General features: G+C 33.7%; 13 protein-coding genes and 1 pseudogene. 2 read left to right on the forward strand and 12 right to left on the reverse strand.

Annotated elements, in window-relative coordinates; genetic code table 11:
* Positions 1-86: 86 nt before the first annotated feature.
* Both AL499_RS02615 and ylqF read right to left on the reverse strand, forming a co-directional pair.
* Positions 87-854 carry a ribonuclease HII gene (locus AL499_RS02615; protein WP_002493079.1) on the reverse strand — a complete coding sequence of 256 codons (768 nt, stop codon included), beginning with the start codon at positions 852-854 and terminating at the stop codon, positions 87-89.
* Complete coding sequence (gene ylqF, locus AL499_RS02620; RefSeq protein WP_002493074.1) at positions 838-1,722, reverse strand: ribosome biogenesis GTPase YlqF; 885 nt, start codon at positions 1,720-1,722, stop codon at positions 838-840. The genes AL499_RS02615 and ylqF overlap by 17 nt, the downstream gene beginning before the upstream one ends.
* Before the next feature lie 256 nt (positions 1,723-1,978).
* Between ylqF and AL499_RS02625 the strand changes: the two genes are divergently transcribed.
* Positions 1,979-4,570 carry a YfhO family protein gene (locus AL499_RS02625; protein ID WP_002493075.1) on the forward strand — a complete coding sequence of 864 codons (2,592 nt, stop codon included), beginning with the start codon at positions 1,979-1,981 and terminating at the stop codon, positions 4,568-4,570.
* Between the two features lie 4 nt (positions 4,571-4,574).
* Complete coding sequence (locus AL499_RS02630; RefSeq protein ID WP_002493078.1) at positions 4,575-7,181, forward strand: YfhO family protein; 2,607 nt, start codon at positions 4,575-4,577, stop codon at positions 7,179-7,181.
* Positions 7,182-7,427: 246 nt separating this feature from the next.
* Here the strand turns inward: AL499_RS02630 and rplS are convergent, their stop codons facing one another.
* The 10 genes and pseudogenes from rplS to ffh all read right to left on the reverse strand — a co-directional run bounded on the left by rplS (position 7,428) and on the right by ffh (position 15,263).
* Complete coding sequence (gene rplS, locus AL499_RS02635; protein ID WP_002459304.1) at positions 7,428-7,778, reverse strand: 50S ribosomal protein L19; 351 nt, start codon at positions 7,776-7,778, stop codon at positions 7,428-7,430.
* 105 nt (positions 7,779-7,883) lie between these two features.
* Entirely contained in the window at positions 7,884-8,621 is a 738-nt protein-coding gene (trmD, locus tag AL499_RS02640; protein WP_002459305.1) for a tRNA (guanosine(37)-N1)-methyltransferase TrmD, read from the reverse strand.
* Positions 8,621-9,121, reverse strand: a complete 501-nt coding sequence (gene rimM / locus AL499_RS02645; protein WP_037540673.1) for a ribosome maturation factor RimM — start codon at positions 9,119-9,121, stop codon at positions 8,621-8,623. The genes trmD and rimM overlap by 1 nt, the downstream gene beginning before the upstream one ends.
* 129 nt (positions 9,122-9,250) lie before the next feature.
* Positions 9,251-9,526 carry a 30S ribosomal protein S16 gene (gene rpsP / locus AL499_RS02650; protein ID WP_002459307.1) on the reverse strand — a complete coding sequence of 92 codons (276 nt, stop codon included), beginning with the start codon at positions 9,524-9,526 and terminating at the stop codon, positions 9,251-9,253.
* 214 nt (positions 9,527-9,740) lie between these two features.
* Positions 9,741-10,001 (reverse strand): hypothetical protein, encoded by a 261-nt coding sequence (locus AL499_RS02655; protein ID WP_002459308.1) that lies wholly within the window; start codon positions 9,999-10,001, stop codon positions 9,741-9,743.
* A complete protein-coding gene (locus AL499_RS02660; protein WP_002493076.1) occupies positions 9,991-10,365 on the reverse strand; it encodes a hypothetical protein in 375 nt (124 codons plus the stop codon). The genes AL499_RS02655 and AL499_RS02660 overlap by 11 nt, the downstream gene beginning before the upstream one ends.
* Entirely contained in the window at positions 10,334-11,479 is a 1,146-nt protein-coding gene (locus tag AL499_RS02665; protein WP_002493073.1) for an acetyl-CoA C-acyltransferase, read from the reverse strand. Before AL499_RS02665 ends, AL499_RS02660 begins: the two co-directional genes overlap by 32 nt.
* Complete coding sequence (locus AL499_RS02670; protein ID WP_235605119.1) at positions 11,476-12,840, reverse strand: AMP-binding protein; 1,365 nt, start codon at positions 12,838-12,840, stop codon at positions 11,476-11,478. The genes AL499_RS02665 and AL499_RS02670 overlap by 4 nt, the downstream gene beginning before the upstream one ends.
* Before the next feature lie 416 nt (positions 12,841-13,256).
* Positions 13,257-13,670: pseudogene (gene tnpA, locus AL499_RS02675) on the reverse strand (IS200/IS605 family transposase); the annotation flags it as partial.
* A 225-nt stretch (positions 13,671-13,895) separates the two neighbouring features.
* Complete coding sequence (gene ffh, locus AL499_RS02680; RefSeq protein ID WP_002459312.1) at positions 13,896-15,263, reverse strand: signal recognition particle protein; 1,368 nt, start codon at positions 15,261-15,263, stop codon at positions 13,896-13,898.
* Positions 15,264-15,266 lie beyond the last annotated feature (3 nt).

The raw sequence follows: 15,266 nt of genomic DNA on the forward strand, positions 1-15,266 counted from the left end.
TAAGTTCTACTCAATTATAAAAAATGAAAGCGCTATTGTAAACTGTAAGTCATTTACTTTTTGCAATTTATTTAAAATTCTAATAATTATAACATAGATTTAACTGGTTCAAAGGTTCTTCGGTGTATAGGTGTGACACCATATTGTTCTAAACCTGCTAAATGTGCTTTTGTACCATATCCTACATTTTTATCAAATCCATAATGTGGATATACTTGTGCGTAGTCACGCATTAAATGATCACGATATTCTTTTGCCATAATACTCGCTGCAGCAATGGATACACTTTTGGCATCTCCTTTGATGATAGCTGTTTGTGAAATCGTACTATCTATTGACATTGCATCAATTAATAAATGTGTTGGACGAACTTGTAGTTGATTAATAGCACGTTGCATCGCTACTTGCGTTGCTCTATAGATGTTTAATTGATCAATTTCAGCTGCTGAAGCAATTCCATAGGCATAACCCCTAACATTAGCCATTAAATCTTGATTCAGCTGTGCTCTATTGACCGCCGAAACTTTCTTTGAATCATTTAATCCTAAATAATGATGATTTGCATTTAAAATGACCGCACATGCAACTACTGGCCCAGCTAATGGACCTCGACCTACTTCATCGATACCACATATTATAGCGTCTGGTTGTTGCTGCAATATTTCTTGTTCATACTTCATCATTCTCTGATAATCCTGCTCTAACTTTAACTCTTTTTCAAGTTGGCGCTGTCTAACACGAATTGCTTGCTGTATACCTTTACGTTCATCAAGGTGTAAAGCATGATTTGAAAGTGCTTCTAATGTTGTTACCTTATTTAACTGCGCTTTAGCTTCTTTAATCGTTATTTTCATGTGCAATATCCCTTTTCATTTCTGAATATAAATCAAAACAGTAGGTACCCATTTTGGCATTGCGTAAATCATTAATGAGCAATTCAATTACTGCTTCATAATCGACTTCGTTTCCTTTTTGTAATAATCCTCGACGCCGTCCAATTGCATCAAACCATTCCAAAATTGCTGCGTCTTCTTCTACAGAAATATGATAATGTTGGCGCAATGTTTCGATATCATGTTGGATAAGAAAATTAAGTCCGAAGATAGCTACATCATCTAAATGTACAATACTATCTTTGATTGCACCTGTTAAGCTGAGCTTTTTACCTACAAGTTCATCTTCAAATTTTGGCCATAAAATACCTGGTGTATCAAGTAATTGCAATACTTTTCCAACTTTAATCCATTGTTGTTGCTTTGTAACACCTGGTTTATTACCTGTTTGCGCAATATTTTTGCGCGCGAGTTTATTAATTAATGTCGATTTCCCTACATTTGGTATGCCTACAATCATTGCCCTTATTGCTCTTGGTTTAAGACCTTTAGCTTGTTCTTTCGCAAATTTATCTTTGGTTGCTTCGATCGCTGCTGCTTCAACACCTTTTAAATTTTTACCATGTTTTGCATCTACAGCAACTGGATAGAATCCTTGTTCAACAAAATAGTGTTCCCACTTTGACATTTCTTTTAAGTTAGTCATATCTTTTTTGTTTAAAATAACCACACGTGGCTTTTGTTTGATGACATCATCTATCATTGGATTTCTTGAGCTATATGGTATTCTTGCATCTACTAATTCAAACACCACGTCTACTTTTTTTAGTTGTTCCGTCACTTCCCTTTTTGCTTTTGCCATGTGTCCTGGATACCATTGTATTGCCATCATTGTCACCTTACTTCCTATGTATTGTTAACTGTTTGATTATACTGTATATTCACAGTGCTTCCCAACATTGAGAAAGAATTTATGTCAACTATCACTTTTATTTTATAGAATTTAACTGTAATAGTAAAAATTTAATGTTATGTTTAAATGCATACTCCTAAGTACAAATACTTTTCATCGTAACCAGCATCCCCTACAATTTAAACAGAGTCACAAAAAGACAATAACAAATTGACTTAATCGAGGCTAAGTTATGACAAAAAAGTTACTCATGATTATGCTATTTTTAACACTTGCTATTATTGGACATACATATATTCTTTACCGCTTCATTCACGATGGTATTTTGTTTACTGGTCCAAATGATGGCATAGAACAAATGATTCCAATGCAAATGTATCTGTATGACAAATGGAGTCAAGGTCAATTTTTCTATGCTACTGACTTTGGTCTAGGAGGAGACTTTTTTAGCGATTTAAGTTACTATTTTTCAACTAATTTATTGTTCATTATAAATGCCATCATAATATATATTACTAACTTAATAGTATCGTTACCTACCGGAAATGTTACTTTTTGGACCATAAATGCAATTGTTATATCAATTGTCAAAGCTACAATTGCGATGCTTGTTACATATTTATTTAGTATGCGAATTGTTAAACATCGAGTGAACAGTAGTTTAATTGCTTTTCTCTTTGTTATGTCACCATTGTATTATCGTTTTACTGTCTATTGGCCATTTTTTAGTGATGTATTTATCGGATTACATTTATTACTTTATGCAATCGAACACATGCTACAACAAAAAAAGATAGGTCTGTTAATTTTAGCCATTACCATCATCATGATAAATAACTTTTATTTCGCCTATTACTTTTTACTCATTGGTGCAGGTTATTTGCTTATTCGCATCACCTTTCCACATAAAGATGATAGGATGAAACGCATAACAGCTTTATGGTTATCTGTATTGTGCGCGTTTCTAGGTTTAGCTAATGCCTTATTTATGTTTTATTATAGTGCTCAAAGTTATATTAACAATCGCCGTATTCCGTATAAAGATCATGTTCCTGTATTCGAATCTTTAAATATTAATAATAATATCTTTATTGACAATTACTTAATCATCTTGTTATTTATCACGATACAAGCATTGCTAACATTTAAGCTATATAAGCACTATTATTTTAGACTTTTTGCATTTTTAACGTGTATTACTATCCTTTTTAATTTTATGCCTATCGTAGATCAAATATTTAATGGTTTTTCGGCACCGCAAAAACGTTGGCATTTTTTACTAGCGTTTAATTCTGCGATGGTTATCGGACTGTTTATAAAATATTTTAGTACAATTCGTTTAAAAACGTATATATGGACAAATATTGTAGCACAATCAGCTGTTTTTATTAGCGTCATTGTTTATCATCAATATGTCCCTTGGTTAGTTTTAGTGCCCATAGTTTCTTTGATTGGACTATTCACTTTAATCATAAAAGATGCTACATCACGTTTAATAATAAAGCAGATTTATGTATTTTCCATTATTTCATTAAGTATTCTTGTTTCTGCTGTTTTTATTAAAAATCAAATTTATTTTAAAGATCACGAACAGCGTGCGAATAATATGTATATCCATTCTAGCCTATACAATTCTGAGTTACAACGGCAGCTTTTATCATATATGACACATACAAAAGAGCCATGGGAGCGTATTGATTGGCGTGTCAATGAGCAAGATAATACACCTATGTATCAGAAGTTTAAAGGCTTAAGTCTGTATTCAAGTATTTTTCATCATAATATTTTAGATTTATATTATGATGACTTGAAAATTAATTTAGCCGAAGAATCATTAAGTCGTTATCAATCTACTAATGGACGTCAAAATATTGCAAGTTTATTCTCTGTTCGTTATATGATGTTAAAAGATTATCAAAATAATTTACCTGCCTATTTTCAAAAGATAAAATCAAGTGGACAATATGCCATATATGAAAATAAATTGAATTTACCTGCAGTGAAAGTGACCAACCATCTTTATAATGACCAGTCAATAAAAACTTCGATTGATAGAGAACATGCCATGTTAGATGGTGTCATTGTACATAATGGTGGAAACAATTATCGTAAGCACAGTAAAAATTTATTAAATAAAGTTTCACAATCATCCCAACATATTCAATGCTTATCTAATAAACATATAAAAGTAAACAGCCAACAAGGTGGCATGATTAAATTACATGTACCCAAATCAATACGTCAACATTACACTGATTTTTATCTCACTATGTATATTAAACGTGGTCAACCCGATAGTAATTATAGTGTAGCTATCAATGGTTATGTTAATCACAGATTGTATAATCAATCTACGTATCGCACAGGCGTCAATACACAATTGTATCGCACGCAACCTGATGAGAATGGTAATATTAGCATTCAGCTCACACCTTCTGGTACATTTGATATGAAGTTAATTTCGTTACATGGTGAAAATTATCATAAGTTAGTTCAGACGCATCGTCAAGCTAATTTTGACCATCGTTATCAAGATATTCACGATGGCGTTCGTATTACTTTAGCTCCACATTCACAAGGAATGGCGGTTGTTAATATACCTTATCGTAAAGGTATGATGGCGTATGTAGATGGTAAACGTATCAATCCAATCAGAGTAAACACCATGATGACAGGTATTCCTGTTAAGAAAAGTACAACTTCAATTATCATTAAATATTTACCACCACATTGGATAGTCATGCTGCTGTTATCATCAATAAGTATCCTTTGTAGCATAATGATCACACGTATTTTCACTAAAAAAAGGAAAGATGAGGAATAACGTGATGCAAAAAAGAACTGTTCAAGCGATGAAGACATTTGTAATGATCACTTTAATCTCATTTATAGCAACACTAATCATTTATTTTCCTTTTATTAAAGATTGGATAAGTAAGGGATATGTATTTAGTGGTGTTGGTGATGGTTTTAGACAAATGATGCCTTTTCAAATGTATTTATATGAACATTACACACAATTAAAAGGATTTTATGATCACTCATTTGGTTTGGGTGGCGATTATGTTAAAAGTCTTGCCTATTATTATTCGCTATCGCCAACAATGTGGTGTAACTTTATCATGATATGGTTGGGCGAACGCTTATTACATTGGAATCCTCATGTCATTGGATTTTGGCCATTCAATCAACTTATTGTTGCTTTAGGTCGTTCACTATTGACATTTATTTGTGCATTTTATTATTTTAGATATTTAAAATTAAAACAAGCACCCTTGATGATAGCCACGATTTTATATGGCGCATCAACTGTTGGTCTTTATTATAATTTCACGTGGTCATTTTATGGAGATTTATTAATTTTTTTACCACTCTCATTGTGGGGGATGGAAAGATTTTTTCAACGTGGTAAGATAGGCGTTTTTATCGTCGCAATAGCTATAACATTATTTTCTAATTTCTATTTTAGTTATTATCAAGCGATTGTTTTAGGAATATATTTCTTATTACGTATTATTTTTGAATATCGCTATGATATCGTTACACGTTGGCAAAAGTTTTATCTACTTATGTTTGGTACGATACTAGCACTATTTTCAAGTATCATTGGCTTTTATACGGGAGTATCATCCTTTTTAAATAATGACAGACAACAAAACTCTGATTTTAAAATCAGTCTGTTTACTGATTTAACACAGGATAATTATTATATTTTTTCTAATGGCTTTTACATCACAATTTCGATTATTGCACTTGTCGCTTTGTTAAGCTTCAAGTTGTATAAGCATTATTATTATAAATTATTCGCGATCATCACTTGGTTTTTATTAATCGGATCATTAACACAATATTTTGATAGCGCATTTAATGGCTTTTCATTGCCTCAAAGGCGTTGGGTATACTTCTTAGTGCTTTCAACAAGTGCTTTAATGGCTTTATATATCCAACATATATCAGAATTATCGATAAAACAGTATTGCTTTACTGCTATTCCTGTATTTATCTTTGGCTTATGTCGATATCTATTTGCGGAACATTTTGTCAATTGGATGCTAATCTCACTCATACTTATTATTATCTTAGCCTTGTTAGTTTGGAGAAAAAAATGGCTTTATCATCCATTGGTTTTACTTGGTATCGTTGTCATCTTCTTTGTTCAACAAGTCGTGATGACAATTGAATCAAGTAAACGTACGATAGGTCCATACTCAACGACGATGTCAACGATCACAGATCCAAGTTATTATAATACGAAGCTTGCAAAAGTAATTCAGCAGATTAATCACAAAAATAACAATCCACTACATCGTATTGATTATATGTCATTCTATGCTTTAAACTCACCATTTATTTATCATTATAACGGCATATCCTTATATTCAAGTATTTTTGATGGAAGTATCTTAAACTACTATGATCATCTTATGCAAATCAATATGCCGGTTGATAAAAATAGTACATATCGTTATTTGAGTAATCGTGCGAATTTAGAAGCACTCTGGAATGTTCAAGATCGTTTTAGACATCCAAATGATCTCAATATACCCTATGGATTTAAAAAGATAGACACTATTAAAAACGGTAATGATACATTAATCCATTCTAAAAACACAATAAATTATCCTGCAACTCATGTAACAAATAAAGTATTTAATGCGTCAGATTTAAAATCACCGTTAGATAGAGAGCAAGCCATGTTACAAGGCATCGTCCCTAGCGATGGTTCAATTAAAGCAAACACAGCGTTTAAAGCTAATCAAAATTTAATAGATGAAGCAAAGCGGTCTACTCATAATGCAACTTGGCAAAATCATTCTCATTTAAAAGTAGATAAAAATAACGGTGGCGTTACGTATACCTTACCTAAAAACGTAGCTAAAAAATATAAAGATTTATATGTTGAAATGGATGTTGAGTTGCTCACACCTGATAAAAATCATGAAGTTGGTGTAAATGAATATGCGCAAGATCGTAATGAATTAACATACAAATATCGTCGTTTTGTTACACCCGTCACGATGCGTGTAAAAGCGTCTGATAAGCTAAATATACATCTATCTCAAGGAACTTATCGCTTATCAGTTAAAGGAATATATGGCGAAGATTACTCGTCCTTGCAACAATCAGCAAAAGACTTAAAAGCTGTTAGTGTAAAAGAAAATAAAAACGGTTATACGATTTCGAAATCAAAATCAACATCTGGCTATGTCGTTCTCCCTATGGTTTATGCAGATGGCATGAAGGCTACTGTAAATGGTCGCCACGAAGATGTTAAGAAAGTGAATGGTATTATGACAGCAATTCCAGTTAACAAAGGAGACACACATATCAGATTAACCTATACACCTCCACACTGGCATTTACTTTTCATCATGAGTATACTTGGAATAATTTTAAGTATTGCATTTCGTTTTTGGGTTAAAAGAAAAGTATAACAAACCGGGACAGAAAACCTAAAATTTATAAGGAGCGGCACAGATTCATAATCAAGTCTGTTCCGCTCCTTATTATAGGACTAAATATTAACATGTATCTGTGACTTTTTATTCTATGAGCACTTTTATAGCCTATTTCAAAGAGAAAAACTTCCAGCCTCTGCAAACCATACATGAGGTTGGAAGTTCTTGTATATGACAAGCATTACACTAACCCTTGTCTTATCATTACTTTCGATATGCTGATTAACGAATTTCTTGGATTCTAGCAGCTTTACCACGTAAATTACGTAAGTAGTATAATTTAGCACGACGAACTTTACCACGACGTTTAACTTCGATTTTTTCGATTTTTGGCGTGTGTAATGGGAAAGTACGTTCCACACCAACACCTGAAGAAATTTTACGAACTGTAAATGTTTCAGAAATTCCTCCACCACGGCGTTTAATTACAACACCTTCGAAAACTTGGATACGTTCACGTGAACCTTCAATAATACGTACGTGTACACGTAAAGTGTCACCTGTACGGAATGAAGGTAAATCTGTACGTAATTGTGATTTTGTTACTGCTTCAATTAACTTATGATTACTCATTATAATTTCTCTCCTTCAACCTATGTTCTTGCCTAGACAAAAGTATAGCAGCGGATCATAGTGATTTTTAGTGTCTTTTCACACTTAAACTATGTTAGCACATGGTCAGCCTTTTTTCAATTGCTTTTTAAAGCTTTCTATTATTTCTTTATCTTGTTCACTTAGAGGATAAGCCATTAATAAATCCGGACGCTTAAGATATGTGCGTATAAGTTTTTGTTTGTGTCTCCATTTTTCAATGTGTGCATGATTTCCTGATAATAATACGTCGGGTACAGTCATACCTTGAAATTCTCTTGGACGCGTGTATTGCGGGAATTCTAGTAAGCCATCTGAAAACGAGTCGTCTTGATGAGATTGTTGGTTACCAAGGACACCAGGAATTAAGCGCACAATAGCGTCCGTCATAGTCATAGCTGGTAGCTCACCACCTGTTAAGACATAATCACCCATAGAAATTTCATCTGTAACAAGATGTTCTCGAATACGTTCATCATATCCTTCGTAATGACCACAAATAAAGACAATATGCTCAGTCGAGCTTAGTTCTTGCGCAATCTTTTGTGTAAATGGACGCCCTTGAGGACACATCAGGATAACACGTGTCTCATCATTATGCTGAATATCTTTCATTGCATTGAACACAGGTTCTGGCTTCAGCACCATACCTTGCCCACCACCAAAAGGGTAGTCATCAACTTGATTATGTTTATTGACTGCATAATCTCTAAAATTAATTGTATTCACATTGATGATTCCTTTATCCTGTGCACGTTTTAAAATCGAATGGTTAAGCACGCCTTCAAACATTTCGGGGAATAACGTTAAATAATCAATTTTCATTAATCTAACAACCCTTCTAACGGTGTGATCATAATCGTTTTATTTTCAATATCAACATCTTTAACTACATCAGCAATATAAGGAATCATATATTCCTTATCGCCTTTTACTACCCAGACATCATTCGCACCGGTTTCAATAATATTTGTGACACGCCCAATAGGTATTTCTCCATTAAAAACCGTACATCCTATGATGTCAGAATAATAAAATTCATGCTCTGCTAATTCAATGCCTTCATGATCTCGCTCTTGATACAAATAGTCACCTTTAAATGATTCAACATCATTGATATTATCAAATCCTTCAAATTTTAGCATGTGGAAGCCTTTATGAATACGATATGATGTCACTGTTAACTCAACATTGTCGTTATTGTGCTTTAAGGTTAATACTTCTCCTGGTTGAAAACGCGTATCTGTAAAATCAGAATGAGATTTTACTTTTACTTCGCCCTTAATACCATGCGTATTTACAATCTGTCCAACTTCAACTTGCATTATCTTCGCTCCCTCGGTCATTAAAGTTATGAATGCCGCTAACTATATACTTTTACCTTTTTAAAATAGGCCGAGACAGTTATGTTTGTCCCGGCCTTTATAAAATTCAGCAATTATAGTACAAGCTAATTATTTAGCGTGTTTTTGTTCGTCAAATTTTTTCATAATACCTTCTTTTGATAAAATATTATGAACTGTATCTGTTGGTTTTGCACCATCTTTTAACCATTTTAATGCTAATTCTTCATCGATTTTAACTTCTGGTGCATTAACATGTGCTGGATTGTAAGTACCGATTTGTTCGATAATACGTCCATCACGTGGTGCACGTGCATCTGCTACTACGATACGATAAAATGGATTTCTTTTAGAACCTAAACGTGTTAAACGAATTTTAACTGCCATTGATAAAACGCTCCTTTAAATTTCAATATTTATTTTCTACAAGAATAAATATTAACAGGTCTGTTATACTTTGTAAAGAGTTTTTTCTTTACCATTTTTAACTCTATAAATGTATCTCACTTTTTTGACCAATGTGCTATTAAAAGTGTTGTTATCATAAAGCTTAAATCATCTGTTAAATTTGAAGATAATATTATCTCAATACCATCGCTTATTAAAGTCTATTATAAATGATTAATTTTAGTTCGTGTTGTTGATTGAATACTTTTACCGATTGCTGCTCTTTTTGTATATATAATTTTTCATTAATCTGAATAGGTCGTTGATATTTTACTTTGAAGGAAGACCATGTCAGTTGATAATTTTGAAAAATATATTCACAAACAAGTTGTCCTGGCACAATATGTGAGTGTAATGGATTTTTATCATGAACAAGCCTTAAATATGTGTGTACCATCTTTGAATCAAACTGCACCGCTACCACCTTCTTTAATAAAGGTTTGCTCAATTTCAACACATACCTCTCCTTGTATAGTAAGCTGTAAACAAAACTGATATTTTGTAATATTCTTGATTTGACGTTGTGATATACACGTTAAATGTGCATGGTATGACTGATCGACAATTAACTCTTTATTTTTAGCCACACGAGTTTCAGTTAATATGATTTTATCGTTAAGAAACTGGCTAAATAAATCAAAATTAGGCCATAGTTGTGCACACATCAATACAGGTACTTTGCCGGTATATTGTTGTTGGAATAAAGCGCAATATGCACGTACATCCGCTTCAATAAATTGAATGGTTTTAAAAATGTTCTCGTTGTAAGAGGGCCGCATTACCCATTCCTCCTCCAATGCCCATTGTAGCAATGCTCGTCATCTTATCTTCCATATTAAATAAGCGTGTTATTAGCGCTGCACCACTCGCTGCGTATGGATGACCAGTCGCTATCGCACCTCCCCAAATATTGAGTTTATCTATAGGTATATGTAATTGTTGCTGACAAGCTAATACCTGTGAACTAAATGCCTCATTAATTTCAAATGTATCAATATCATTTATAGAAAAACGCGTTTGTGATAATAATTGTTGGACAGCAGCAACTGGACCAATGCCTAGCATGGTTGGATCAACACCTTTTGTTACAGCTTGCTTAAAGACGAGTCCTTCGCTAAATCCAAATCGTTTTGCGAGTTGTTTCTCTAAGACCAATATCAAAGCTGCACCATCATTTTTCATACAACTATTTCCTACAGTTACAGTTCCTCCTGGCAAAAGTGGCTTAAATCGACTAAATTTAGCTGGTGTTAATCGTGGTTTTAAACTTTCATCTTGCGCAAAAGTTTGTCCTTTTGAGTGAATCGGAACAATCTCTTTCTTAATTTTACCGTTTTGATAAAAGGATGCAGTCTTCTGATGACTGCGAAAAGCAAATTCATCTTGTTCATCACGGCTTATATGATAATGTTGCGCTACATTTTCAGCCGCTTGAATCATTGAAACATCTTGATTATCAGGTGCAAAAGAAGCACGCTCATAAAATTGCGGTAAGTTGGTATCATAAACTGATTGTGGCCTTTTAATTTTCCAAGGCGCACGACTTGTACTTTCAACGCCACCAGCTAGATAAACTGACCCTGCACCACATTGAATCATCCGACATGCATAAATGACACTTTCCAACCCCGAACCACATTGGCGATCCAATGTTAAACCAGGTATGCCGTATTCTAAATTTGCCGTCAACAATGATTTACGTGCCACATTACCTCCATTCCCTACTGTATTACCAATGATAACATCCTGAATATGACCACATATATTGAGATATTTATTCTGATAAAATTGAAATAGTGGAAGTAATAATTGTTCTGGTTCTAAATGTTTAAGTTGACCCGCATACTTACCAAATGCTGTGCGTTTGGCTGCAACAATAACGGCTTCTCTCATGTAGATAATTCCCCTTTTATGTATTTTTCTTGCATCATATGCCGTGCTATTTTACCGCTTTCTGTATAAGTCATTTCTTTAACACGTTGTACGATTGAAGGTATTTCATATCTTGTCACTTTTGAAATTAAATACTGTCGAATGTCTTGGTAAGTTAATGCAACCTCTCCCGTATAAAGCAAAACTGCTACTTCACCAAATTTAGCATGCGGTCTACCAATGATGATTGCTTCATCTATATCCGGATGATTATGTAACAGCTGTTCAATACGTGCCGGATAAATATTGTTACCACCAATGATTAAACGTTCATTGTGCCGACTCATCAAATAGAGAAAGCCTTGTTTATCCACATAAGCAAAATCTCCCGTCTCTAGCCAATCAATATGATTGTAGTTTGTATGATCTATATAGCCACTGAAAGCCATTTTACTATTAATGGATAACATACCAATGCCTTGTTTATCTATGTGTGTCAACTTTATATCAACACTTTCACATATCTTTCCAACCGAATCTAATGGCGCATGACGGTTATAATTATAACTGATAAAACTAGCTTCAGAAGTACCAAAGAATTCTACAACATCAACCGATGGCATTGTATCTTGAATACGATGATAAAGTGATGTAGATAATTTTGCGCCACTGCTCAATATCATGCCTATTGAAATATGCGACAAGTCATAAGTAAGGATTGTCGACAACATGGTAGGTACAACAAATAAGGCCATTGTTGCCTGATTTGTGGATTCAAGTGATTGAATTAATTGCTTAGCATCAAAATCATCTTGCCCGCTAAAAGTACGCCCACTATAAAGTGCATACATACATGTGTAAAGTGTTAATGAGTGCTCTATTGGCCCAGGTGCCACTAAAACATCATGATTTTGACTGATGAGTGTTTCGTTCATTTTATAAGACGCTATCCAAGAAGGTTCATTTCTGTAATAAGCTTTTGGTAACCCTGTTGTCCCTGAAGTAAAACCAATGTGCAATAACTGATTAGGCTGTTGTATTAGCGTATCATCATCATAGTATTCCGTTTTATGATAGCCTGATGCATCAATAATCATATCAATATGACATTGAGTTGTTACATCAGCAACCATAGACTGATGCCATTGCGAATTCATCATTACTGGAATACCTCCAAGTTGATGCACCATAAAATAATGTACTATTCTCACCATTGACGATGGGTGCATTAAGCCTATTCTTTTATTATGTATCGAGTAAGGCATCTCACCACATGCTTGTATTATTTTATGATTAAGTTCTTTATATGTTAAATGATTATTATTTATGATTAATGCACGATTATGAGGTTGTGTTTTACTATATTGCGTTATTTTTGTCATTGTTTCAATCATTATCATCACCATATTGTTAACTATAAATAATTTCGTGTTTACAATTATACATGATGCTATTACTTTTTGGCTAAAAAAACATACTAAGATTACAAATGGGGACATAATTCCAAAATAAGCGCATAAAATGATTTGAAATTAAAAATCGTCTTTATGCTCCTATGATAGTAGTTAAAAGCACTGAACATTGTTTTAATAGCGGTTAATATAATCAAAACCACCCGTGTGAACGGGTGGTTTGTTCTGCGGCTATAAGCCTTTCATACTGGCCAGCCCTAAAAGGGCACTGATAAGTTAGCCAACTGCACTACTATTCCAGCAACCCTAAAGGGTTACTATTTTTTCTTTCTTTTTTTAATTTCTTCTCCTGTAAACGGATCTAGGTATTCTTCCATTGAGATTTAATCTGCAACGATATCCTCTTGTAATTGGTTTCGTATATAATTTTCAATTACTTTTTTGTTTCTACCTACAGTATCTACATAATATCCTTTGCACCAAAACTTTCTATTTCCATATCTATATTTCAAGTTGGCATGTCTATCAAATATCATTAAACTACTTTTTCCTTTTAAATAGCCAACAAATGATGATACACCTATTTTTGGCGGAATACTAACTAACATGTGAATATGATCTTTACATGCCTCTGCTTCAATTATCTCTACGCCTTTTCTTTCGCACAATTGACGCAAAATCATTCCAATATCTTTTTTTATTTTTCCATATATCACTTGTCTTCTGTATTTAGGAGCAAAGACGATATGATACTTACAATTCCATTTTGTATGTGCTAAACTGTTTGTGTCGGATGACATTAAATAGCATCTCCTCGTGTTGATTATTTTGGTTGGCTGACCAATATTAATTCTAGTACGAAGAGATGCATTTTTTGTGACAATGGTAGAACCTTTTCTGAACCATACGCATAGCGTATGGTTTTCTTTTTACAAAAAAAGCAGGCAATTTCTATTGAAAATTAATAGAAATTGCCTGCTTCAACTTGTTAACAATTATTTATTTCCAGACTGATTTTAATGGGTTTAAAATGGTAAATTCATACCTTTTAGCATATTTTGCATTTGGCTACGTTTACCCTTTTTACCCTTGCCACCACCAGTAAATTGTTTCATCATTTTCTTCATATCATTAAATTGTTTCATTAAACGATTGACCTCTTGTAATGAACGTCCAGAACCTTTGGCAATTCGCTTTTTACGTGATACGTTTAACGTTGCAGGATTTGCTCTTTCCATTGGCGTCATGGATTGAATAATTGCTTTAATATGGTCAATTTGCTTATCGTCCATATTTAACTTATTCATACCTTTCATCTTGTTCATACCAGGAATCATTTTCATAATATCATCTAGCGGTCCTAAGTTTTTCACCTGATCTAATTGGTCTAAGAAATCCTCTAACGTAAATGAGGAATCACGCATTTTTTTCTCTAAATCTTTCGCTTTTTCTTGATCAACATCTTGCTGCGCTTTTTCTATTAAACTTAGAACATCACCCATACCTAAAATACGTGAAGCCATACGTTCAGGATGGAACAGCTCTAGTCCATCCATTTTTTCACTCATACCGACAAATTTAATTGGTTTTTGTGTCACTGAACGAATAGATAACGCTGCACCACCGCGTGTGTCCCCATCTAACTTTGTTAATGTCACACCAGTTACATCTAGCTGTTCATCAAATGATTGTGCTACATTAACTGCATCTTGACCTGTCATTGCATCGACAACTAACATGACTTCATCTGGTTTAGAAATCGCTTTAACTTCTTGTAATTCATTCATTAATGCTTCATCGATATGCAAACGACCAGCTGTATCGATAATGACAAAATCTAAATGTTCCTCTTTGGCATGTTTTAAAGCATTTTCAACAATTTGTTGTGGCTTAACTTGATCACCTTCACTGTATACTGGAACATCTAGTTGTTTACCCACTGTTTGTAACTGATCTATAGCAGCTGGACGATAAATGTCTCCTGCTACAAGCATTGGCTTTTTATTGTATTTTTTACGCATTAAAAGGGCTAATTTACCAGCAGTAGTTGTTTTACCTGCACCTTGTAAACCTACCATCATCACTACAGTTGGTGGTTTGTTTGCCATTTTAATCGTCGTATTTTCACCACCCATGAGCTGTGTTAACTCATCTTGGACTATTTTTATTACCTGTTGACCAGGCGTTAATGACTGCATGACATCTGAGCCTAATGCGCGTTCTGACACAGTATTAATAAATTGTTTTACAACCTTAAAGTTAACATCTGCTTCTAACAATGCGAGTCGTACTTCACGCATCATTGTTTTAATATCAGCTTCTGTTACTTTTCCTTTACCACGCATTTTTTGCATCGTGGCTTGCAATCGCTCGGACAATCCTTCGAATGCCATGAT

The sequence above is a fragment of the Staphylococcus lugdunensis genome (genome assembly GCF_001558775.1).
GTDB lineage: Bacteria > Bacillota > Bacilli > Staphylococcales > Staphylococcaceae > Staphylococcus > Staphylococcus lugdunensis.